22 protein-coding genes are annotated in these 22,526 nt (G+C 66.2%); 10 read left to right on the plus strand and 12 right to left on the minus strand.

Annotated elements, in window-relative coordinates; translation table 11 throughout:
- Positions 1-7 precede the first annotated feature (7 nt).
- Positions 8-1,015, minus strand: a complete 1,008-nt coding sequence (locus OK17_RS20890) for a LacI family DNA-binding transcriptional regulator (protein ID WP_461418627.1) — start codon at positions 1,013-1,015, stop codon at positions 8-10.
- 136 nt (positions 1,016-1,151) lie between these two features.
- Between OK17_RS20890 and OK17_RS20895 the strand changes: the two genes are divergently transcribed.
- Both OK17_RS20895 and OK17_RS20900 read left to right on the plus strand, forming a co-directional pair.
- On the plus strand, positions 1,152-2,339 hold the full coding sequence (locus OK17_RS20895; RefSeq protein ID WP_461418628.1) for an acyl-CoA dehydrogenase family protein: 1,188 nt from the start codon (positions 1,152-1,154) through the stop codon (positions 2,337-2,339).
- Positions 2,336-3,472: a CaiB/BaiF CoA transferase family protein gene (locus OK17_RS20900; RefSeq protein ID WP_461418629.1), complete on the plus strand. Its 1,137-nt coding sequence runs from the start codon at positions 2,336-2,338 to the stop codon at positions 3,470-3,472. The genes OK17_RS20895 and OK17_RS20900 overlap by 4 nt, the downstream gene beginning before the upstream one ends.
- An 81-nt stretch (positions 3,473-3,553) precedes the next feature.
- Here the strand turns inward: OK17_RS20900 and OK17_RS20905 are convergent, their stop codons facing one another.
- The gene (locus OK17_RS20905; protein ID WP_461418630.1) at positions 3,554-4,528 is read right to left on the minus strand and encodes an isopenicillin N synthase family dioxygenase; all 975 of its coding nucleotides are present in this window, start codon (positions 4,526-4,528) and stop codon (positions 3,554-3,556) included.
- A gap of 166 nt (positions 4,529-4,694) precedes the next feature.
- Here OK17_RS20905 and OK17_RS20910 point away from each other — a divergent pair, with 166 nt between their 5' ends.
- Positions 4,695-5,378: a GAF and ANTAR domain-containing protein gene (locus tag OK17_RS20910; RefSeq protein ID WP_461418631.1), complete on the plus strand. Its 684-nt coding sequence runs from the start codon at positions 4,695-4,697 to the stop codon at positions 5,376-5,378.
- A 24-nt stretch (positions 5,379-5,402) separates the two neighbouring features.
- On the opposite strand, the gene OK17_RS20915 is transcribed toward OK17_RS20910, so the two are convergent.
- Positions 5,403-5,849, minus strand: coding sequence for an STAS domain-containing protein (locus OK17_RS20915; RefSeq protein WP_461418632.1), 447 nt, complete (start codon positions 5,847-5,849; stop codon positions 5,403-5,405).
- Between the two features lie 415 nt (positions 5,850-6,264).
- Between OK17_RS20915 and OK17_RS20920 the strand changes: the two genes are divergently transcribed.
- Positions 6,265-7,068, plus strand: a complete 804-nt coding sequence (locus tag OK17_RS20920; protein WP_232717838.1) for a SigB/SigF/SigG family RNA polymerase sigma factor — start codon at positions 6,265-6,267, stop codon at positions 7,066-7,068.
- 81 nt (positions 7,069-7,149) lie between these two features.
- Here the strand turns inward: OK17_RS20920 and OK17_RS20925 are convergent, their stop codons facing one another.
- Both OK17_RS20925 and OK17_RS20930 read right to left on the minus strand, forming a co-directional pair.
- The gene (locus OK17_RS20925; protein ID WP_461418633.1) at positions 7,150-8,328 is read right to left on the minus strand and encodes a zinc-dependent alcohol dehydrogenase; all 1,179 of its coding nucleotides are present in this window, start codon (positions 8,326-8,328) and stop codon (positions 7,150-7,152) included.
- 1 nt (position 8,329) lies between these two features.
- Positions 8,330-8,764 (minus strand): hypothetical protein, encoded by a 435-nt coding sequence (locus OK17_RS20930; protein WP_232717840.1) that lies wholly within the window; start codon positions 8,762-8,764, stop codon positions 8,330-8,332.
- 304 nt (positions 8,765-9,068) lie between these two features.
- Here OK17_RS20930 and OK17_RS20935 point away from each other — a divergent pair, with 304 nt between their 5' ends.
- Positions 9,069-9,494 (plus strand): ATP-binding protein, encoded by a 426-nt coding sequence (locus OK17_RS20935; RefSeq protein WP_232717841.1) that lies wholly within the window; start codon positions 9,069-9,071, stop codon positions 9,492-9,494.
- A 9-nt stretch (positions 9,495-9,503) separates the two neighbouring features.
- Here OK17_RS20935 and OK17_RS20940 read toward each other — a convergent pair whose 3' ends face one another.
- The 5 genes from OK17_RS20940 to OK17_RS20960 form a co-directional block, all read right to left on the minus strand.
- On the minus strand, positions 9,504-10,409 hold the full coding sequence (locus OK17_RS20940) for a glycosyltransferase family 2 protein (RefSeq protein ID WP_232717842.1): 906 nt from the start codon (positions 10,407-10,409) through the stop codon (positions 9,504-9,506).
- On the minus strand, positions 10,406-11,383 hold the full coding sequence (locus OK17_RS20945; RefSeq protein ID WP_232717843.1) for a hypothetical protein: 978 nt from the start codon (positions 11,381-11,383) through the stop codon (positions 10,406-10,408). The genes OK17_RS20940 and OK17_RS20945 overlap by 4 nt, the downstream gene beginning before the upstream one ends.
- Positions 11,380-12,489, minus strand: coding sequence for a glycosyltransferase (locus OK17_RS20950; RefSeq protein ID WP_232717844.1), 1,110 nt, complete (start codon positions 12,487-12,489; stop codon positions 11,380-11,382). The genes OK17_RS20945 and OK17_RS20950 overlap by 4 nt, the downstream gene beginning before the upstream one ends.
- The gene (locus OK17_RS20955; protein WP_461418669.1) at positions 12,482-13,600 is read right to left on the minus strand and encodes a glycosyltransferase family protein; all 1,119 of its coding nucleotides are present in this window, start codon (positions 13,598-13,600) and stop codon (positions 12,482-12,484) included. The genes OK17_RS20950 and OK17_RS20955 overlap by 8 nt, the downstream gene beginning before the upstream one ends.
- A gap of 203 nt (positions 13,601-13,803) precedes the next feature.
- Positions 13,804-14,451, minus strand: coding sequence for a PAS and ANTAR domain-containing protein (locus OK17_RS20960; protein ID WP_232717845.1), 648 nt, complete (start codon positions 14,449-14,451; stop codon positions 13,804-13,806).
- A 237-nt stretch (positions 14,452-14,688) separates the two neighbouring features.
- On the opposite strand from OK17_RS20960, the gene OK17_RS20965 reads away from it, so the two are divergent.
- On the plus strand, positions 14,689-14,937 hold the full coding sequence (locus OK17_RS20965) for a hypothetical protein (RefSeq protein ID WP_006868980.1): 249 nt from the start codon (positions 14,689-14,691) through the stop codon (positions 14,935-14,937).
- 162 nt (positions 14,938-15,099) lie between these two features.
- The gene (locus OK17_RS20970; RefSeq protein ID WP_461418634.1) at positions 15,100-15,963 is read left to right on the plus strand and encodes an SDR family oxidoreductase; all 864 of its coding nucleotides are present in this window, start codon (positions 15,100-15,102) and stop codon (positions 15,961-15,963) included.
- 13 nt (positions 15,964-15,976) lie between these two features.
- On the opposite strand, the gene OK17_RS20975 is transcribed toward OK17_RS20970, so the two are convergent.
- Together OK17_RS20975 and OK17_RS20980 are read right to left on the minus strand one after the other, a co-directional pair.
- Positions 15,977-17,245 (minus strand): lipase family protein, encoded by a 1,269-nt coding sequence (locus tag OK17_RS20975; protein WP_461418635.1) that lies wholly within the window; start codon positions 17,243-17,245, stop codon positions 15,977-15,979.
- 56 nt (positions 17,246-17,301) lie between these two features.
- Positions 17,302-19,563 (minus strand): ATP-binding protein, encoded by a 2,262-nt coding sequence (locus OK17_RS20980; protein ID WP_461418670.1) that lies wholly within the window; start codon positions 19,561-19,563, stop codon positions 17,302-17,304.
- A gap of 214 nt (positions 19,564-19,777) precedes the next feature.
- Between OK17_RS20980 and OK17_RS20985 the strand changes: the two genes are divergently transcribed.
- The 3 genes from OK17_RS20985 to OK17_RS20995 all read left to right on the plus strand — a co-directional run.
- On the plus strand, positions 19,778-21,430 hold the full coding sequence (locus OK17_RS20985) for a flavin-containing monooxygenase (protein ID WP_461418636.1): 1,653 nt from the start codon (positions 19,778-19,780) through the stop codon (positions 21,428-21,430).
- 44 nt (positions 21,431-21,474) lie between these two features.
- Entirely contained in the window at positions 21,475-22,104 is a 630-nt protein-coding gene (locus OK17_RS20990; RefSeq protein WP_461418637.1) for a flavin reductase family protein, read from the plus strand.
- Positions 22,101-22,526, plus strand: a 426-nt coding sequence (locus tag OK17_RS20995; RefSeq protein WP_461418638.1) for a 4-hydroxyphenylacetate 3-hydroxylase N-terminal domain-containing protein, incomplete at its 3' end; no start/stop codon positions are given. The genes OK17_RS20990 and OK17_RS20995, both read left to right, overlap by 4 nt.

Here is a 22,526-nt window from a genome sequence, read left to right on the forward strand (position 1 = left end):
CGCGTTCCTAGGTGGTGCCGCGGGCCATCAGCTCGACCGGCAGGCGTCGGGACTCCACGTCGCGACCTGCGGTCAGATCCAGCAACCCGCGCACCGCGGTCTGACCGATCTCCAGGGCGGGGGAGTGGATCGTGGTGAGCGGCACGGGAAGCTGTGCCGCGATGGGGATGTCGTTGTAGCCGACGAGGGCCAGGTCCTCGGGGACGCGAAGTCCGAGGTCGCGGGCGACGCCGAGGACGCCGACGGCGATCGTGTCGGAGACCGCGAAGATCGCCCTCGGCCGGTCCGGTGCGTCGAGTAGGATGCGCCCGGCCTCGGTGCCGCCGCGCACCTCGAAGTTCGATGCGACGATACGACTCTCGGGCAGCACGATCCCTGCTTCGGCGACCTCGGACCGGAAGCCTTCGAGTCGATCCGTCGCCGTCGTGGCGTGGGCGGGACCGGCGATGACAGCGAGGTCGGTGTACCCGCGATCGATCAGGTGCCGTGCGGCGAGCGCGCCACCGCGCACGTCGTCGCCGCCGACGAACGGGAGCCCGGCGTCGGCGTGCCGGGTCAGCGTCATCATCGGTACGTCGCCGACCCTCAGCGAGGCGATGAACTCCTTGCCCGGTCGGTGCAGACCGCTGAGCAGCAGGCCGTCGACCTGGCGCCCGACGAGCAGTTCGATGGCCGCCCGCTGGGCTTCCGGGTCGTCGGGCGGGCTGGACAGCAGTACCGAGTAGCCGGCGCGTGTCGCCTCCTGCTCGATGCCCTGGTAGGTCGTGGCGACCACGCCGTCGGTGAGTCGGGTCATCACGACGCCGAGGGTCGTGGTCTTTCGGGTGCGGAGACTCGCGGCCCAGAGATTGCGCTGGTAGCCGAGCTGATCGGCGACCTCGCGGACCCGCAGGGCCGACTCCGACCACCCGTCCGCGGGTTCGGACTGCCGCAGTACCCGAGACGCCGTCGACACGTGGACACCCGCGGCTTTCGCGATCTCCTTGAGGGTCGGCGTTCGCTGCCCACCGGCCACGCTGGTTCCCCCATCCTGTCGGTAGCGCTGTTGACGCTGCGCGTTCGAGCACCTACCGTAGCCCATGCAAACGTTCTCGCAAACGTTCTCGTAGGACTTGTACGATCAGAAGCAGGCCCGATCCCCGGAGGTTCCGATGTCCCGACCCAGCTCCTTGGCGCAGCTCTTCGCCCTGGACTCGTTGCTCGATGCGGACGAGATCGCGATCCGCGACACCGTTCGCGACTTCGCCGACGCGCGTCTGCGTCCCCACATCGGCGACTGGTTCGAGGACGCGAAGTTGCCGGCTCGCGAGATCGCCAAGGAACTCGGTCAGATCGGCGCACTCGGGATGCACCTCGAGGGCTACGGGTGCCCGGGCATGAGCGCGACGGCCTACGGCCTGGCCTGCCTCGAACTCGAAGCCGTGGACTCCGGTATCCGCAGCCTCGTCTCGGTGCAGGGCTCGCTCGCGATGTTCTCCATCCACCACTGGGGTTCGGAGGAGCAGAAGAACGAGTGGCTGCCGCGGATGGCCGCCGGTGACGCGATCGGTTGCTTCGGCCTGACCGAACCCGACTTCGGCTCCAACCCGTCCGGGATGCGCACCAACGCCAAGCGTGACGGCGGGGACTGGGTGCTCAACGGCACCAAGATGTGGATCACCAACGGTTCGATCGCCGACGTGGCGGTCGTGTGGGCGCAGACCGATCTCGCCGACAGCCCGGCGGGCATCCGCGGATTCGTGGTCCCCACCGACACCCCCGGGTTCTCCGCTCCGGAGATCCACAAGAAGATGTCGCTGCGCGCGTCGGTCACCTCCGAGCTCGTCCTGGACAACGTCCGTCTCCCGGAGTCGGCGATGCTCCCCGAGGCCGAGGGCCTGCGCGGACCGCTGACCAGCTTGAGCGAGGCCCGTTTCGGGATCATCTTCGGCGCGATCGGCGCCGCCCGCGACTGCCTCGAGACCGCCATCGACTACTCGCAGTCCCGCGAGGTCTTCGAGAAGCCGCTCGCCGGCTACCAGATCACCCAGACCAAGATCGCCGACATGGCGCTCGAGGTCGGCAAGGGGCATCTGCTGGCCTACCACCTGGGTCGTCTGAAGGATCGCGGCGAGATCCGCCCCGAGCAGATCAGCACCGGCAAGCTCAACAACACCCGTGAGGCCATCAAGATCGCCCGCGAATGCCGAACCATTCTGGGCGCCAACGGCATCACCCTCGAGTACCCGGTCATCCGTCACGCCAACAACCTCGAGTCCGTCCTCACCTACGAGGGCACCTCCGAGGTCCACCAGCTCACCATCGGCCGCGCCCTCACGGGCCAAGCCGCATTCCGTTGAGCGATCGCGGCGCGCTCGACGGACTCGTCATCGCCGACTTCGGCCGGGTGCTCGCCGGGCCGTACGCGACGATGCTGCTCGCCGACCTCGGTGCCGAGGTCGTCAAGGTCGAGCGACCGGGAGTCGGTGACGACACCCGGTCGTGGGGTCCGCCCTGGGTCGGTGACCAGTCGTCGTACTTCTTGTCGGTCAACCGCAACAAGCGGTCGGTGGCGATCGACCTCTCCGATCCCGAGGGGCTCGAGGAGGCACGACGCCTCGTCGAGCGGGCCGACGTGGTCGTCGAGAACTTCCTGCCCGGAACCATGGACCGGCTCGGTCTCGGTTACGACGCGGTCACCGGCCTCCGGCCGGACATCGTCTACTGCTCGGTGACCGGTTTCGGTGGCAACAACCAACTCCCGGGATACGACCTGCTGATCCAGGCGGTCGGTGGGTTGATGAGCATCACCGGCCCCGACCCGCAGACGCCGACCAAGGTGGGTGTCGCGGTGGTCGACGTCATCACGGGATTGCATGCGGCCGTGGGCATCCTGTCCGCGCTTCGACATCGCGACCGAACCGGGCAGGGCCAACGGATCGAGGTCAACCTGCTGTCGTCGCTGATCTCGGCACTGGCCAACCAGTCGTCGGGTTATGTGGCGGCCGGAGTGGTCCCGACCGCGATGGGCAACCGGCATCCGAGCATCGCCCCGTACGAGGTGTTCCAGACCGCCGACCGTCCGTTCGTGCTGGCCGTCGGCAACGACCGTCAGTTCGCCGGGTTGTGCGAGGTTCTCGGACGCCCCGACCTGCCCGCGGACGAGCGGTATGCGACCAACAGTGCACGGGTTGCGAATCGTGAAGAGCTGGTGGCGATCCTGAACGATGCGTTGTCGACGGCAAGCGCCGATCACTGGTTCGACGCCCTCACCGCGAAGCGAGTGCCCTGCGGACCGCTCAACGACATCGCCGACGCCATCGCGCTCGCCGAACGTCTGGGACTCGACCCGGTCGTCGAGATCGACGACTCGCGCCGGGACGAGCCGTTCCGATCGGTGGCCAACCCGATCCGGATGAGCGCCACCCCGCCGTTGTACCGGTCGGCGCCGCCTCTGCTCGGCGAGCACGCGCCGGTGAGTGAACAGGTCTGACGCACGCCACAAACCCACCCTTTTCGGGCATTTCCACCCTCTGACGCGGGGTGGGTTTGGCGAAAAAGGGTGGGTTTGCGGCTATTTGGCGACGATTCCGTGATGCAGTTCCGCGACATCCGGATGTGCGCGGGTGCGCGACTTCCAGGCGTTCTCGCCGTAGGTGTCGAAGATCGGGTTGTTCGGATCGGCCTCGACGCCGCGGGATGCCGCGGCCAGTTCGGGCGGCAGGTCGATGATCGGGATGACCGCGTCGAGAGCAGGGTTGAGGAAGAACGGGATCGAGACCCGGTCGGTGCCGGGGCGGGGCGCGCGGACCCGGTGCCGGGTCGCTCGGAGGTAGCCCCCGGTTGCGACCTCGAGCAGTTCGCCGATGTTGACGATGAACGCTCCCTCGACAGGCGGGACCTCGAGCCAGGTGCCGGCGGCGGTCTCGACCTCGAGGCCCTCCGAGCCGGGTTCGACGAGCAGCAGAGTGAGCACTCCCGAGTCCTTGTGCGCGCCCACGCCCTGGGTGCTGTCGGCGGTACCGGGGTAGCGGACCACCTTGATCAGGGTCGCCGGCAGTTCGGCGAACGCCGCGTCGAAGAAGGACTCCGGGGCGCCGAGCGATACCGACCAGTGCCGCAGCAACCGCAAGCCGACCTCGGAGAGCGCCGCACCCCAGTTCTCGAAGGCGTTCCGGAAACCGGCCGGCGACGACGGCCAGAGATTCGGACCCTGGAGCCGCCAGTACCCGTCGGCGCCCGGGATGACCGCGCGTTCCGGACCGATGTCGATCTGTTCGCGCCAATCGACCTGGCCGTTGGTCAGTTCACCACCGAGACGCGAATATCCGCGGAACTGGGGACTCTGGAGCTGACTGATCTCGTTCTTGACCTCCTCGGGTAGCGCAAAGAACTCACGGGCCAGTCGCAGAACTGCGGTCAGCGATTCGACGGGCACGCCGTGGCCGGTCAGATAGCAGAACCCGTGGTCGTGAGCGGCTTCTCGGAGTGCAGCACGAAAGGTCGCGGGATCGGTGTCAGCGTCGCCGAGATCGAGGATGGGGAGCATGAGGCAAAGCCTGCCAGAGCGACGTACGCGCGCGGAACGTCGTTCAGGGGCCCTGTAACCCCATCCATGAGGTTTGCAGGCGCTACGTTGGGTATTCGGGTCCGCAGCATCACGGCGGCGCCGACCCAGGCCACGACGTGGTCAGCCGCCTGAGAGGAGTCCGATCGTGACCGAAGCGACCGACAACGTTCATCTCCGCATCGCGGAGCTGGCACGAGGGCTGCACGGCAACGAAGCCGACGACGAACAGGTGGCCAAGACGATCGTGGCAGGTGCGGTGGCCGAGATCCCCGGAGCTCAGTACGCCGGACTGACAGTCGCCACGGACCGGCGCTCCATCGAATCCTTCGGAGCGACGCACGAGATCGCGGAGATCCACGACCGGATTCAAGCAGAGGTCGGGGAGGGCCCGTGCCTGTCGGCAGCCCTGCACGACCGGGTCGTCCGCGTCCATGATCTTCAGAACGACGAACGGTGGCCGAAGTACCGGAGCCGGGCGATGGGCGAGGTGCCGATCCGCTCCGTCTTGTCCTTCCAGCTCTTCGCCAATCGCAACAAGATCGGGGCGCTCAATCTTTTCGCAGATGAGCCGAATGTGTTCGACCTGCACGCCGAGGACATCGGCATCGTGTACGCGACCCACGCCGCTCTGGCCTGGAACGCCATCAAGAAAGACCAGCAGTTCAACAGTGCCTTGGCCAACCGCGACGTGATCGGACAGGCGAAAGGCATCCTGATGGAGCGCTTCGACATCGATGCGCTGGCAGCGTTCGACCTCTTGAAGAAACTGTCCCAGGAGTCGAACACCAAGCTGGCCGAGATAGCTCGGCAGATCACCCTGAAGAGGTGATCTGCCGAGCCGGTACGTCGAGTGTTACTCGGAGACCGCGAATTCCGTTGTGGAGGGACCGATCTCACCTTCAGTGAGTGTGCGGCCGGCCTCGTCGACGGTCTCGAAGACGCGGACGCGATCTGCCATTCCGGCGACCTCGAGGGGGCGGCTGACGGTTCGGCCGCCCACGAGCACGATGGGAACTGCGCGAGTGGCGGAATCGTCGGCGAAGGTCTGCAGCAGTACGAGTCCGACGGACCCGAAGAAACTCACCGCCGAGAGATCCAGGACGACACCATGGACCTGATCTTTGGCAACACGATCGAGGGCGGCGGCGAAATCCGCCGCGGTCTCCCGGTCGACAGAGCCGGAGAAGCGTTGCACGCAGTACGATTTCGCCGTATCGAAACGCCGGGTGGACGTCCTGGCGGCCGATTCTGCGGCGACGCCGAAGGCCGAACGGAATATGAAAGAAGTGGTAAGAGGCATGACGTGCTCGTCTCAGTAGTGAGCGTCACAGACACGATCCAGCAGTGATCGAACTGTTTTGTGCCCGGCCGGTATACGGCGCGAGGCCCAAGTTCACGATCGTCCTGAACGGAGATAAGCCGTGATATCGCGTGCAGCGAGCCTTGGGTGCTCTGTTGCTCTTGTGTACGCAGCTCCTACCTGAACCGCACTCCTCACCCTACGGGTCCTTCGGCACTCGAACAAGGCCGATGGGGTCACGGTAAAAGGATTCCAAAAATCTCATATCGTGAGACACCGGAAGTGGACGTGTGGCGAAGAACATGATTGTCTAGTACTTGATGCGCGTCGAGTCGCGTGCGCTGCATCAATCCATGCTAGATGGGGCAGCAGTCAGCCCATCGGTCGCAAGATCTGAACGTCTGGGTGGTGACAAATGGCGACACAACGCGCCGAGCACGACGATTACAGCGACGTCCTTCCGATACTGCGAGAGATTCGCATAGAGCGGGATGACGACTTACGTGCCAAGAAACGCGACGAGGTGATCGAGCGGTGCCTACCGCTTGCGGATCACGTCGCACGACGGTTCTCCGATCGTGGCGAACCGGTTGATGATCTGCGCCAGGTTGCGCGGATCGGTCTCATGCATGCGGTCGACAGATTCGACGTCGAGCGTGGCAACAATTTCCTCGCTTTCGCCGTTCCGACGGTGATGGGCGAGGTCAAGAGGTATTTCCGCGACAGTACGTGGTCGATCAGAGTGCCACGTCGTGCGCAGGAGGCCTCGCTCAACATCGCGAAGGCCAGCGAGGAACTCCTGCAGTCCCTCGGACGGTCTCCGCGGCCGAGCGAGATCGCCGAGCACCTCGGACTACCTGTCGGAGAGGTCATCGAGGGAATGGTCGCGCGGTCTGCGTACACCGCGAGTTCCATTGATGCCGAGGCCGGTTCGTCCACGGACGGCTGGACCCTCGCAGACACCCTGGGTGACGAGGACGAACGTCTCGACATGGTCGAGGAGTTCGTGACGCTACGGCCGGCGCTTGCCCGACTCACCGAGCGTGAACGAACGATTCTGACCCTCCGGTTCTTCCGTTCGATGTCCCAGAGCGAGATCGCTCGCGAGATCGGCATCTCACAGATGCACGTGTCGAGGCTCCTGACCCGGATTCTCGAGACCCTGCGTGAAGAGGTCGCCGACGAGTTCGAAGAGCCTCTCCTGCGGGCTCACGGCTGATCGGGTAACGCCCGAACGGCTGACTGCTGAACCGACACCGGTCCCGGGGCCCACGCTGCGAGCGTGGGCCCCGGTTTCGGGTCACGGCTTCAGGATGACCTTCACCATGCCGTCGGCCTTGCGCTGGAACTTGTCGTACGCATCCGGCGCCTGATCGAGCGGCAGCTCGTGAGTGGCGAACGTGTCCACACCCAGCGGGTCGGCATCGGTGAGAAGCGGCAGAATGTCATCGGCCCACCGCTTCACGTTGGCCTGACCCATATGCAGTCGGATTTGCTTGTCGAACATGGTCAACATCGGCAGCGGATCGGCCATGCCGCCATACACACCGGACAGCGAGATCGTCCCGCCACGCTCGACGATGTCGATGGCCGAATAGAGCGCCCCCAGTCGGTCGACGCCCGCCTCCGACATCGCCTTGCGTGCGATCGGATCGGGGAGCAGTCCGACGACGGTCTGCATCGCCTTGTTCAGGGGTGACCCGTGGGCCTCCATCCCGACGGCATCGATCACCGAATCCGTGCCCAATCCGCCGGTCAGGTCGCGGATCGCCTCGCCCACGTCGTCGACCTCGTCGAGGTTCACGGTCTCGATACCGCGCCCCTGTGCGCGCCGAATGCGTTCGGGCACACGGTCGACGCCGATGACCCGGGCACCCTTGTGGGAAGCGATCCGCGCTGCCATGTCGCCGATGGGACCGAGGCCGAGAACGGTGACCGTTCCGCCGCTGGGGATCTCGGCGTATTCGACCGCCTGCCATGCGGTGGGGAGGACGTCGGACAGGTACACGTAGCGGGAGTCCGGATTCTCCAGCGGCACCTTGATGTGGGTGAATTGTGCCTGCGGCACACGGAGATACTCCGCCTGGCCACCCGGCACCGATCCGTAGAGCTGCGAATAGCCGAAGAGAGCAGCACCCATGCCCTGTTCGGTCACACGAGTGGTCGAACACTGGGTCATGAGCCCGTCATTACAGAAACCACATGCGCCGCAGGAGATCTGGAACGGGATGACGACACGGTCCCCGACCCGGAGATCACCGGTGTCGGAGCCGACTTCCTCGACGATGCCCATCGGTTCGTGGCCGAGGATGTCGCCGGCGTTCATGAACGGGCCCAGCACTTCATAGAGGTGCAGGTCGGATCCGCAGATGTTGGTCGAGGTGACCTTGATGATGGCATCGGTGGGTTCGATGATCTTGGGGTCGGGCACCGTCTCCACGGAGACGTTTCTCTTGCCCTGCCAAGTAACTGCGCGCATATCAGGCCTTTCCCTCGTTGTGGCGGTCTTCGGACCGTTCTTCCCGGGCCCGCTCGTGCTTGCCCGCGTGGCCGACGGGGAAGTCGTGGTACCGCTCCTCGTATCGCTCGGCCTCCTCGGCCGTGGTCTCCGGCTGGATCGGATCCTGGTGCGCACGTTCGCCATCGCGTCCGGCACGCTGCCGCAGGAGCACGCGGCTGCCGATGAGGAGTCCGACGGCCAGGATGCCCGCCACGACTGCGCCGATGGCCAGCCAGATGGTCGCGTCGCGGTCACTGGCGCCGGCTGCGATAGCCGTGCCGCCGAGCACGAGCATCAGTCCGAGGCAAAAGAACCCGAGGAGGCCGACGGCCTTCAGGCCGCGGGACTTCCGTTCCGGCCGGCGGGCGATGGCCTCCCGAGAGGCGACCTCGCGGTCAGGTGTGAGATCTGGCATAGCTGTCCCTTCGCCAGGTGTGGTGGTGAATCCCCATCAGGGTTGACCAGCGGGTACCTCAGGGACCGTCGGCTGAAACGTCGGCGAGCAGTGCCGCGGCAGTTTTCGCAGATGAGAGGGCTGCTAGGAGTAATACATGGCTGTTGCCGACGAGGCTCGTTCTGCTAACGTGACGAGTCGTGCCACGGCGAGTATTGCCAGCGCGTCGAATACAGAAATGCAGTTTGGACTACGTCAGCGTGGGGCATTCATGAGCGGTCCGGTAAGAATCCACCCAAGACGACGTGTGAAGAAGACTCATTTGATGACCGACTCTGACGCCACATCCCAGCTATCGATCGATGGCAGCCTGCCAACGGTTCTGCGGGTTCCGGCGGCCACCGACCGCCTTGCGTTGGTGCGTGCTCTCGTCGAGACGGCCCTGTACATCGACGACTGGTCACTCGACGACGTGATCGACGCCAAGGTCGCAGTGGACGAGATCTGTTCGCAGATAATCTCCGCGGCCGCCGAGGGATCGTCGATGGAAATAGTCCTGCACCTCGCCTCCAACGGCGTGGTGGGTGAGGTCCGGGGTGAACTCGTCAACGGTGTCGAACTGGACGAGTCGACCTTCGGATGGCGCATCGTGCAGACCGTCACCGACACGCACACGATCAAGTACGCCGACGCCTTGCTCGGCGAGGACACCCGCCGGGTGACCATCGGCTTCTCCAAGTTCCGGGAATAGCAGGCAGTGTCAGCCGGGCAGTACGTCTGCTGCTGTCCGGCGCCAGTCCCCGGCGGCCTCGTCGTAGTCGATGAGACCCATCTGCGCAAACGCGTTGAGCCACCCTTCCATCGGCCAGGAGTTCCATCGCCGGTGAAAGGTCCGCGCATTGCGGAGGATGTCGTCGAGATGCTCGACGGGCGGACTCGAAACCGGGTGAAACTGGTGATACGCATCGGCGCCACCGACCCAGGCGATCCGAAAACCGTTGCGCGCTGCACACATCGCAAAATCGGTGTCCTCGCCGCCGTAGCCGTGGTAATCGGTGTGGAATCCCCCGATTTCGCGCCAGTCGCCTGATCGGATGGCAAACGACAGCGACCAGAACAGCACCATCTCCGAGGAGAGCTGCGTTTGGCACGGACCCGGGGCGGGCCGTGCCGGATGGGGGTCGAGGAAACGATGGAGCTCACGCGGATCATAGGTGGGCTGGTCGCGCCGAAGGTAGGTCACGGGCCCGCAGTACAGAAGGCGCAATCCCGGTGTGGCGGCGCACGATCGGAGATACCGCGCGATCATGTCCGGGCCGGGGATGCAATCGACGTCCAGGAACACCAGAAGTGTTGCGCCGGCCTCGATCGCGGTGCGGGCACCGGTGTTGCGCGCTTCGGCGAGTGGCAGGGTGCCGGGCTCGCCGCTGATGTGGACCACCCGCATCGGGTGACCCGTCGGCGCCGAATCGGAAACGACGGCGTCGATGTCGGGGTCGTCCATGGCGACGACGACATGGACGGCAGGATGCACCGTCGAGTACTCGAAAGCTTCGAGCTGACGTCGCAGATGCTGGTGGCGTCCGGACACGATGGTGATCACCGCGACGGTTTCCGCGCCGGCCCCTTCAGAGCTGCCGTGGTCGGCCGCCGGCATGGACGTCATCGGGCCACTTCTGCGACGACGCGGGCCGCGCGTTCTGCTGCTCCGGCGGTCTGCCACCGGGACCAGGTCGGCGCGGAATCATCGACCGACTCCACGATGGCCCGCCAGCGCTCGGCGTCGGGCCAGGTCGAGGCGACGAGAGCGAGTTCGGCCCGCGCGAGGTTGTTCGCGGTGGCAAGCTGCTCGGCGAACGGGCGGTCCTCCGGCATCACGACGGCGGGGCGTCCGGCGGCGGCTGCGTCCGCCACACTTCCCTGGCCTGCGCCGATCACGGCTAGGCGGGCACTGCACAGGAACGGCCACGGGTCGTCGACCCACGTACCGAAGGCCGGTCCGAGACCGACCACCTTCAGATCGGGGAGTGCTTCGGCCAGACCGATCGCTGGATGTGGTGCCCCCCGATCGCCGCCCGCGCCGGTGAGGACCAGGATGTCGGAGGCGAACGTGGGGTGGCTGACCTGAGGGCGGCCGTCGAACCGCGAGATGCCACCGGTGAACACCGTCTTGTGTAGATGCTCTTCGAGCCAGGCCGGCCGGTACAGGTCCCCGGGCCAGGGGGCGATGATCGTGTCGGCGGCGCGGTAGGCGAGCTGGTGGGGCAGGTCGTCGCGCACACCCGGCATCGCCATCACCACGACCGGTACCCCCAGCAGCCGGAGGAACAGGGTGACCTCGACCGACACGTCGACGACCATCGCGGCCGGCCGCCTGTTCGCGACGAACTCCGCGAGCTGGGCCATCCGGTTGCGCAGCCCCGCGTCGTGGCGAGGGGCCCAGTGCAGCAGTCCGCCCGCGTCGACGTCGGTGGGTGCGGGATCGGCGTCGTCCCGGTCGAGGGTGATGACCTCGCTGAAGGCGGGATCGGTCAGTTCGGCGCTGGTCAGCGCCACGACCTCGGTCTGCAGATGCGCGGCGACCGCCGCGGAACGGGAACAGTGTCCGCGGCCCTGATGGTGGACGTAGTAGCCGATCATGTCGGGCAGGCCTCAGCTGACGAGGAAGCGGTCAGACGTTCCCGGTCGGCCACCATCTCGGCGTAGATGCCGGTGTACCGGTCGATCATCGCGATGTCGGAGCAGTGCTCCTCGGCGCGTCGACGAACCTCGCGCCGGTCGAGGGTGAACGCCTTCTCGGCGGCCTCGGCGAGTGCGTCGACGTCGTCCCCCGGCACGAGCACGCCGGCGGTGTCGCCGACGATCTCCGGGATTCCGCCGCGGGCGAATCCGGCCACCGGCGTTCCGCTGGCGATGGATTCGGCGACGACGAGTCCGTACGGCTCGTTCCACACCGGCGTCACGAGGGCGGCGCCGGAGGAACCGACCAATCGGGCGAGTTCGCCTTGGTGGAGATGGCCCTCGTAGCGGACACGATCACCGAGGAAAGGCGCGACGTGGTCTCGGAAGTAGCGTTCGTCGCTGATCGGTCCGGCGAGCCGCAATCGGCGGCCGGTGATGCGGGCGGCCTCGATCGCGTGGTGCGCACCCTTCTCGGGGACGAACCGGCCGAACCAGACCAGGTCGTCTCCGCCGGTGCCGATCGGCCAGCGATCCAGCTGGACACCGTTGTGCACCACCGGTATCGAGCCGAGAACGTGCGACCAGGCCTGTGCGGTGTGCCGGCTGACCGCGACACACCTGGTCTCCGGTGCCAGTGCCAGCGCCGACTCGAGCCACGGCGTGGGTGGGGTGTGCAGGGTGGTGACCATCGGGGTCTCCACCGACGGGCCCATCGCCACCGGCAGGTAATGCAGGCTGTGGTTGTGGATCACGTCGAAGTCGCCGGGGTTCCGGGCGAACGAGAGCATCAGCGACAGGTAGGCGTGGTGGTCCTGCAGCGCCTCGATCGACGGCATCGACACATCCGAACGAGCGGCTGCCGACGGCTCGAAGAGCTCGGCGCGCAAGCGATCCGATTCCACCGGCAGATCGCTTCCGGCGCCGGCGAACAACGTGACCTCGTGACCGGCCATGGTCAGCGCCCGGGTCAGGTGCCAGACATGGGCCTCGAGACCGCCGGCGAACGGCTGGGCTATCGGGAACCGACTGGACGCGATGACGGCGATCCGCAGTGACTCACGCATCCAGCACCCGCGTGTAGAGCCCGGCGTGGGCCTGGGCGATCGTCGACCGCTGCGTACGGCGGTCCCGCCACATCGTCGGCGCCGGTCGAGCCGAATATGCCTGTGCGAGCGCGGCAACCAGTGACTCCGGATCGAAGTGGTCTTCGGTGAAGTCATAGCTGAAGCACTCCTGCTGCTGGTGGTAGAACCCGCAGGTCGGCGCGATCACCGAGGTGCCGAGGTCGTGGCAGGCCTCCAGCCAACCGGAGTGGGTGCCGAACCGGTAGGGCAGAACCGAGACCGAGAGGTTGCTGAGGTAGTTCCACAGCTGGTCGTCGGTGTAGTACTCGTGCACCAGCACGCGGGCGTACGGATGGCGAGACAACGCGAGAGCGGTGGTGCCGAAGTCCGGGTTGTAGTAGTGGTTTCCGGGGACGAAGACCTCATCGTGCAGGTTGATCTGGATCGTCATGTCCGGATAGTCGGATGCCGCGTCCAGCAGTGTCATGATGACGGGTAGCGGATCCATGTTGGCACGCACGCTCTTGGCGTGTACGCCGACGACGAACTCGTCGGTCGAGGCTTCGCGCGGTGCGAACCGCGCCGGCGGCACGACATGCGGGTGCGGGAGCACGGTGGCGGACCGGGCCCAGCGCTGCGAGATCTGTTCTGCTGCACCCGGTGTCAGGGTGACGACCTCGGCGGCCGCGGGGACGAGGAGGTCGAGGACCTCTTCGTGGGCGCCGGGCTCCGGATGGTGCGGGTTGCGGAGGTCGTGCAGCGTGTAGACCAGCGGTTTGTTGTGCCGGTCGAGCTCGGTGAGGACGTCGGCCATCACCGCCGGCGTCACCGCGTCGAAGCCGAAGTGGAGGTGGAACACGTCGAATTCGTTGTGGTGCTCGGCAATCCACCGCGGGTCGAGCATCAGCGGCGGCCACCAGCCACCGGGGACCTTGGCGCCGTCCGCAGGCACCGGATCGGGGAGCCGGGTCACCGAGACGGAACCTGTGTCCAGAACGCTGACCGATCCGTTCACCGGTGAGAGGTGACGCACGTAGACGTGCGATTCAGGGACGGAAGCCACTCGGATGTGCGCGGGATTCGTCCGCGTCGTCCGTGAGCTGTCCACCATCTCGAGGGTTGCTGCACCGCCGAGTTCCCCGCCTAGTCCGTTCACTGTTCCATCCGATCACTTCAGGAGATGACCGGCTGTGCGCTCAACCGGGCCCGCAAGATGCGGCGTAGACGCCGCAGAACTGCCGACAGTCGGCATTTCGTATGCAGATACCCGGGTGGAGGATCGTGAAACCACGACGACCCGTGTCGTGGTGGACCTCAGTTCTCGTTCTGGTGAGCGTTCAGGAGCAGGTGGTCGAAGGACTGGCGCACGGGATCAGGCAGCACGACGTACTTGTGCACGCCGGACACGATGTTCTTGGCCAGCTCGTTGACCTTGACGTTCGCCGTCTGGGACCGCCAACGCATCACCTCGAAGGCGCGTTCGGGACTGACTCCGTAGGCCATCGAGATCATACCCTTTGCCTGCTCGATCACGCCCTGGTTCTCGCGGAACCGCGCGACGTGCTCGTCGACCTGGAACTTGACCGTCTCCTCGTCGTAACCGGTCAGGTCGAGGTAGAAGCCCTCGGCACCGATCGGCTGGCCGTCGTCGTCGATGATCTGCTGGGAGACCACCGCGACGTGATGAACGGTGCCGGAGAGGTCGATGATGCGGTGTCGGCTGGAGAACGGCGTGCGTCGGCTCAGCATCGTCGCGACCATCTCGTCGAACGCATGGCGATCGTCGGGATGCTTGTGCCCGGCCAGTAGTTCGGTGGTCGGGGTGATCTCGCCCGGCTGGTAGCCGTGCATCTCGGCCACCTCGTCCGACCACCACCATTCCTCGGTGTCGAAGAGGAACCGGAAGCTGCCGACATGCCGGATGCGGGAATCGTCGGCAGGAATGTTGTCTATCTTTGGCACGGTTACCCCTAGAGCTGGAAAAAGGCACGCAGAACTGCACGCCGGCGGTCTCGGGCGATGTTTGAGCTTACCTGGGATCCGCTGGTTGCGAGAAGCGACCCGCACTGTGCTGCGTCGTGCCCGTCTCCTTGAGAAAAACTGCAGTTCAGAGGCCTGGTTTCGCTGATCTGAGCGCCGGGTAGGCAGATACCCACGGTGGCCGGGAGCCGGCCGCCGTTGAGACGCGAGGAGGTCTTGATGAGCACCAGCAGTGACAGCTCCGACGCCGCGGCGGCGACTGAAGGCGTCAATCCCGATCTGACCTCGACGGTCGGTGCGGAGGATCTCGACGAGGACCACCTGGCGCGCGATCCGCTCGAGGACGGGATGGATCCGCCGGAGGACTGGTCGGCCAGCGACCGCACCGGAACCACGGCCCGTGAGCAGCGAGAGGGCGAATCGCTCGACGAGAAGCTCGACCAGGAGATCCCCGACGAGAACCCCTGATCCATCAGCGACAGCTGGAGTCGCCACCTCCCTGACAGACGCGCCGGTCCCACACGGCGCGGCTCCCGGGAGGTGGCGATCTTCGCATCCGGGGACGGTCGCGTACGAGGGCGGCGCGTGGAGGCAGGTTTTCGATTCCACCGCAGCGGGCAACCGGCGGCCATGAGCGATCAGGAGAACTTCCCACACGAAGCGAAAACCATCCCCTACCCGGGCGAGACCGGTGACATGCCCGACCGCCCGCGCGACGAGATGACCGAGTACCGCGGCCGCGATCTGCTCGCGGGTAAGACGGCGCTGGTCACCGGTGGCGACTCGGGCATCGGCCGGGCGACCGCGATCGCGTTCGCCAAGGAGGGGGCCGATGTCGCGATCGCCTACCTCGAAGAGGATGAGGACGCTCGGCACACTGTCGAACTCATCGAGGCCGAAGGGCGCAAGGCCCGCGCATACCGTGGAGACCTGGGCGACCCGACCCATTGCGTTGAGGTCGTCGAGCGCACCGTCGCCGAACTCGGTGGGTTGAACATCCTGGTGAACAACGTCGCTTACCAGCAGGTCGTCGACGACTTCCTCGAGGTCGACCCCGCGCAGTGGTATCGGTCCTTCGACGTGAACATTCACAGCTTCTTCCACACCACCCGTGCTGCCGTGCCCCATCTGACCGGTGGTGGCGCCATCATCAACACCTCGTCGATCAACGGACTGCGCGGCAACGACAGCCTCATCGACTACTCGGCGACCAAGGGTGCGGTCCTGGCGTTGACGTACTCCCTTGCACAGTCGTTGATGGAGAGGAAGATCCGCGTCAACTGTGTCGCGCCCGGGCCGGTGTGGACCCCGCTGATCCCGGCGACGATGCCGGCCGAGGCCGTGAAGGACTTCGGCACGCAGGCGCCGATGGGCCGCGCCGCACAGCCCGACGAGATCGCGCCGTCGTACGTGTTCTTCGCGGCCGAACAACTGTCGTCGTACTACACCGGTGAGGTGCTGGCTCCGATCGGAGGCGAAACGCTGCCGGGCTGAGGGGGATTCATCGTCAGGGGATCGGCAGCGGTGCCAGGCTGTTCCCCCGCGGCAGCGATGCGCAGTTGCTGCGCGTGGGGATTCCGGTGAAGCGTTCGGTGAGGAATTCGGCGGCGAGCGGTTCGAACGGGAGGAACGCTTCCTGGTGGGTCAACCCATTGAGCTGCTGGTAGGTGACATCGACTCCGCGCGAGCAGTATTCGTGCGCGAGACCGATGACGTCCCCGGTGATCATCAGGGTGTCGCCGATCGCGTTGTAGTGGCCGACCGCGAGGAACATCTTGGTACGCGGCGTCCCCTGGCTGCCCATGATGTTGTCGTTGATGGCACGCACCACCGCGGGGACGTCGAGCAGTCCGGTGTAGGGCGGGGCCACCATGGCCGCGCTCGTGAGCCCCGGGTACTTCGACGCGAATTGCGAGATGCACTCGGAGCTGACGGCTTTCGTCACCTGCGTCCCGCGCTCGGAGAGGAAGGCGGAGGTGTCGAGTCGGTAGGCGCGCTGATAGGCGACGATCAGCTTCGCGCTGCCGTCGATGTAGGGCAGGTTGTGGGCGAGGTCGACGGGGAGGCCGCCGGCAGCGGCTCCGATGATATTGAGTTCCGGGGCATAGCGCGGCGCGACCTCGGCTCCCCACTGCGTCGGAATGGAGCCGCCGGAGTAGCCGACCAGGCCGACCGGTGCGGACCGTGGGAGTCGCAGGAATGCCTCGGCGGCCCGGATTCCGTCGAGCGCCGCATATCCCGATTGCCGGCCGATGGTCCACTGTAGGTCCTCGCCCTCGTAGTCCGGCACCACCACGGTGTAGCCCGCCGCGAGATAGCCTGCGATGACGCCCTGTTCGGTGGTGGCGGTGCCGTTGGCATAACCCCCGGCGAGCGTGTAGGACGGGTCGCACTGGGAGCCGAGGGCGTCGTAGGCCATGTGGTACGAGATCAGCCGAGTCGGTCCCGGGACGAGTGGGCGCAACACCGTGGCGACCGTCGCCCGACCGGCACCGAACTGGTCGGTCGTTCGGTACAGGACCTGGGTTCCGGTGATCGGAGTGGACAGGCGTGGTGTCCGGAACGTCATCGGCCGCGTCCGGAGCACGGTGCCGGGCACGGTGTCCCGCAGCGACGCGTCGTACCGGTAGAACGGGTCGGCCGAGGGGAGGGGTGCACCCGGGCCGGGCGCGGCGTACACGGGCGGCGGAGCTCCCAGGGCCCCCAGCATCATGCCGACGATCAACCCGGCGAAACCTGCCACACGCAGGAAGCTAATGCGCACCCCGAACGCCATGGCTCATTCAAACACCGATGGGCGATCGGCGTCGGACTTCTGGACCCGCCGCCGGGTCATCTGTTGGCCTGTAACCAGGCGACCACCTGGGTTCGCGACCCCACGCCGAGCTTGCTGAGGATTCGTTCCACATGCCCGTCCACTGTGCGCCGGGACACGACGAGTTTGTCGGCGATGGCTCGATTGCTCATCCCCTCGGCGACGAGTTCAGCGATCTCGTTCTCGCGCTTGGTGAGTGGGTTGGTCTCCCGTTCCGCGGCCGCGGGCTCGGCAGCCGGCGTCTCGAGTGCGAGTTCGACAGCGCCGGAGATCGTCATCTGCGCCGGCGGCGTGATCAGGTCACGAAAGACCGCGGGGCGCATGGCCGACGCGAGACGCTGTTGGGCGGCGATCGAATCCGCGGCGACGCCAGGACCGAATGCGGTCACCGAGGTACCCAATCGATTCCACACGGCGCGAGCGGCACCGAACAGGCGCGCCGATTTCTCGCACCGGCCCTCCGCCTCGGCCGCCCATGCCAGGAGTTCGATCGACAGCGCCGTACAGATCTTGTCCTTGAAGTCGCGCTGGATGCGTAGGGCTCGGGTGGCAGATTCGCCGGCCGCGGCGATGTCGGCCCGGTGGAAGTGGGCGAGACCGGCGACCCACAGCGCGTAGGCCTTGTTCCAGCGTTCGTCGTAGTCGTCGGCGACCGCGATGACATTCGCCGAGGTCGCCAGCGCGTCGTCGAGTGCGCCCTCGTACACCTGGGCCATCGCGAGTTGGAACTCCGCGGTCAACGCGGCCGCGGGATCCAGCTTGCGGTGCACGGGAATCGCCCGACGGTATGACCGGATCGCGTCGGTCGTCCGCCCGGTGAACAAATGATGCAGGCCCGCCCACTGGTCGTGATAGGCCATCAGCGCGATGTCGCCCTGTTCCTCCGCGATGACCGCGCACTCGGCCAGATGCTGTTCGGCGCCGTCGCGGTCGCCCTGGATGAGTGCAGTCCAAGCGGTCACCCAGAGGACGTGCGCGCGTTCGGTACGCGCCTCCGGTAGACGGTCGAGCAGGCGCTCGAGACGTATGCGTCCGTCGGCGAGGTTGCCCCCGGCGATCCAGTGATATCGCAGGGCGACGGCGAGTCGGGCGGCCTCTGCGAGGTCACGTTCCCGCAGCGACCAGTCGATCGCTGCGATCAGGTTGGGATGGTCGACGCGCAACTGCGCCAGCTGATCCGACTGTCGGGGTCCGAACCAGTCACGGGCATATCGTTCGGCGCGTTCCAGGTAGTGGTCACGGTGTCGGCGATAGATGTCGTCGCGGTCCCCGGCCCGGTCGAGTAGCTCCTGACCGTACTCACGGACCGTCATCAATTGGGAGTACCGCAGCACCGCACCCGACCGGTCCACGCTGACCAGCGACTTGGCGATCAGCTGGTCGAGGACGTTGATCACCTCGTCGGGGTCGTCACCGTCGTTTCGACAGACCGTCTCGGCGGCCTCGAGGTCGAAGCCACCAGGGAAGACCGACAGACGAGACCACAGTCGGCGTTCGCTGTCCGAGCACAGGTCATAACTCCAGTCGATCATCGCGCGCAGTGTCTGCTGCCGCGGTAGGTCGGTCCGGTTCCCGCCCGTCAGCAGGGCGAACCTGTCGTCGAGGCGCTGTACGAGCTGCACCGGGGACAGCGACCGCAGCCGGACCGCGGCCAGCTCGACGGCGAGTGGGATGCCGTCGAGCGCGATGCACAGCTGTGCGATCGACTCCGCGTTCTTGTCGTCGAGGGTGAAATCGGGAACAGCTGATCGTGCTCGTTCGACGAGCAGCGTGACCGATTCATAGACACCGAGGTCGGAGGTCCGCACACCGGCGGCGGAGGGTGGCACGCTCAGGGGTGGCAGCTCGAAGATGGCCTCGCCGCCGACGCCGAGGCGCTCGCGACTGGTGGCGAGGATCCGGATCTCGGGGCCGTCGTCGAGCACGGTGGCGACGAACGACGCGGCCGCGTCGAGCACGTGCTCACAGTTGTCGACGACGATCATCATGTTGCGTGTGCGCAGGTGGTCGATGATCTTGTCCATCACCGGTCGATTGGACTGGTCGGTCACGCCCAACCCCGCGGCGGCCGCCGACGGCAGCGCGTCCGGCTCGCGGACCGCGGCGAGGTCGATCCAGCACGCACGGTCGCGGAACGCTCGCGCCGACCGCCCCGAGACCTCCTCGGCCAGCCGTGTCTTGCCGACCCCACCTGGACCGACGATGGTGACGAGCCGTGACTGTTGCAGTCGTGAACGCGCCTCGTCGATCTCTCGACGCCGGCCGACGAAGCTGGTCATCGAGTGCTTGTGAATCCTCGACCGGTTCAGGGTGTCCTCCAGTGTTGTCACACCAGGTGAATGTAATGGGAGCCACTCCATACCTGTGCTGTGACCCACAACACGGGTAACGGAGGGGGTAATTCACCCCGTGCCCTCCCAGTGTGACCCACGCCATGGTTGACCCAGTCAATCGTCCGGCCACGGACGAACGCCCGATCACCAGGAGAGGCACATGACCACCAGCATCCCGAATCACCCCGACGTCGTCGATGTCGTTGCCGTGGGAGCCGGATTCGCCGGCCTGTACGCGACACACAAGTTCCGTGACCAGATGAACATGTCGATCCGCGTCTTCGAGGCAGGTTCCGACATCGGCGGCACCTGGTTCTGGAACCGCTATCCCGGAGCCCGTTGCGACATCGAGAGCGTGCACTACTCGTACTCGTTCAACGACGAGCTGCAACAGGAGTGGCAGTGGACCGAGAAGTTCGCCGGACAGCCGGAGATCCTCGAGTACCTGCAGCACGTCGCCGACCGGTTCGATCTCCGCCGCAGCATCACCTTCAACACCCGCATCATCGGCGTCCACTGGGATGACGTCGACTCGCTCTGGACTGTCACCACGGACAGCGGTGAAACGATCCGCAGCCGGTTCTTCATCGCCAGCGCGGGCAACCTGTCCGTTCCCAAGACGCCGGAATTCGGTGGCATCGAGAATTTCTCGGGGGAGGTCCTGCTGACCGGGAACTGGCCGCACGAGCCGGTGGACTTCACCGGGCGCAAGGTCGCAGTCATCGGTACAGGTGCCAGCGCCATCCAGGCGATCCCCTTCATCGCCGAGCAGGCCGCGGAACTCACCGTTTTCCAGCGGACGCCGAACTATGCGACACCGTTGGCGAACGGCCCGATCGACCACGACGAGGTCGATCGGATCAAGGCGGAGTACGACGCCGTGCGCGAAGCCGCACGTAACCACTTCCTCGGCGTGCCGTTCACCGACGTGCAACCGTCGGCGCTGGCGGTCAGTGCCGAAGAACGACGCCGCGTGTTCGACGAGCGCTGGAATGCCGGCGGCTTCCGCCTGTTCATCGACTCGTTCCAGGACATCCTCTTCGACAAGGAAGCCAACGACACGATCGCCGAGTACATCCGGGACCGGATTCGGCAGCGCGTCAGCGACCCGGCGAAGGCCGAGGCGCTCGTGCCCACCGGGTACGCATTCGGGACCAAGCGGCCACCGCTGGAGACGAACTACTACGAGGCCTACAACCGTGACTCGGTGAAGATCGTCGACGTCCGGAACACCCCGATCGAAGAGATCACGAGTACCGGCGTGCGCGTCGGCGACACCGTCCACGAGGTCGACACCATCGTGCTGGCCACCGGCTTCGACGCGATGACCGGTCCGCTCATGGCGATGGACATCCGCGGGCGGGACGGACTCCGCCTGTCCGACAAATGGGCGCACGGGCCCCGCACCTACCTGGGCGCGACGGTTCACGGATTCCCCAACCTGTTCCTCATCACCGGACCGCAGTCGCCCTCGGTGCTCTACAACATGCCGCTGGCCATCGAGGACCACGTCGAGTTCGCAGCGGACGCCATCACCTTCGTCCGCGACCACGGCCGCGACGTCATCGAGGCGACCGAACGTGCGGAATCCGAGTGGGGGCAGATCACCAACGAGATCGCCGACCAGACCCTGTTGCCGCAGACCAACTCCTGGTACATGGGCTCGAACATCCCGGGAAAGCCGCGCGCCTGCATGGTCTATCTCGGCGGTGCGCCCGCCTACCGCGACACCGTCGCCGAGGTGGTGTCCGCCGGCTACACCGGGTTCGACATCAGGCGCGCCGAGGTTCCGCTGACGGCGATCGCTTCTTGACGCCGAACCGGTTCTCGCGCAACGACCCTGAAGGGAGACAAGCGATGTCGACCCCAACCGCGACCCAGAAGAAGCTGGTCGACGTCTTCGGCAGATACGCCAGTGGTGTCACCGTGGTGACCTGTACCAATGCCGAGGGCCGCCCGCACGGCGCCACCGTGACGGCGTTCACCGCGGTGTCGCACGACCCGTATCTGTGCCAGGTCACGCTGACCAAGAAGTCGAAGGCCTGCCAGTACCTCGACGGCCGACCGTTCGCGGTCAATTTCCTCGCCGCCGAACAAACCTCGGTCGCCATGCATTTCGCCGGACGTCCGACGCTGCCCGCGCCGGTGCTCGTCGACGGCGATGAGGCGCCCTATCTCGATGACGCACTCGCCACGGTGATCTGCAGGCCGTGGCGGACCTACGACGCCGGGGATCATCTCATCTTCATCGGCGAAATCGTCGAGACCAGGCTGCACGACGCAGAGCCGCTACTGTACTTCGCCCGCGGCTTCCACCGGTTGACGCCCGCAGATCCCCAGCACGCATGGGCCGGGTGCTCCGACGACCCGCTCATGGGCTGGTTCGGCGAGGACGCCTCGTTTGTGCCGGCGCATGTCGTCGAACAGCCCGTCAGCTCGAAATCACTTCCCGCCCACGTTCCAGCTCGCCAGGAGGCAAACGCATGACCACCACCGAGATCCGCAGTACCGATCCGGCCGAGACGCCGGTGCTGACCGAGAACCCGGTCCCCGACGCGGCCGAGAAGGCGAGGCAGACCTTCGCCACCCGTCCGATGACCGGTGACGAGTACATCGAGTCGATCAGGGACGGCCGCGAGATCTACCTGCATGGTGAACGCGTCGAAGACATCACCACCCACCCGGCCTTCCGCAACCCGATCCGGATGACCGCTCGGTTGTACGACTCGATGCACGATCCCGCGACGCGGGCCAAGGTCACCGTTCCCACCGACACCGGGAACGGCGGCGTGACCATGCCGTTCTTCAAGGCATCCAAGAGTTCGGCCGATCTTCTCGCCGAGCGTGACGCGATCGCGGAGTGGGCACGCATGACCTATGGCTGGATGGGCCGCAGCCCCGACTACAAG

Source organism: Gordonia sp. GN26 (assembly GCF_054823965.1).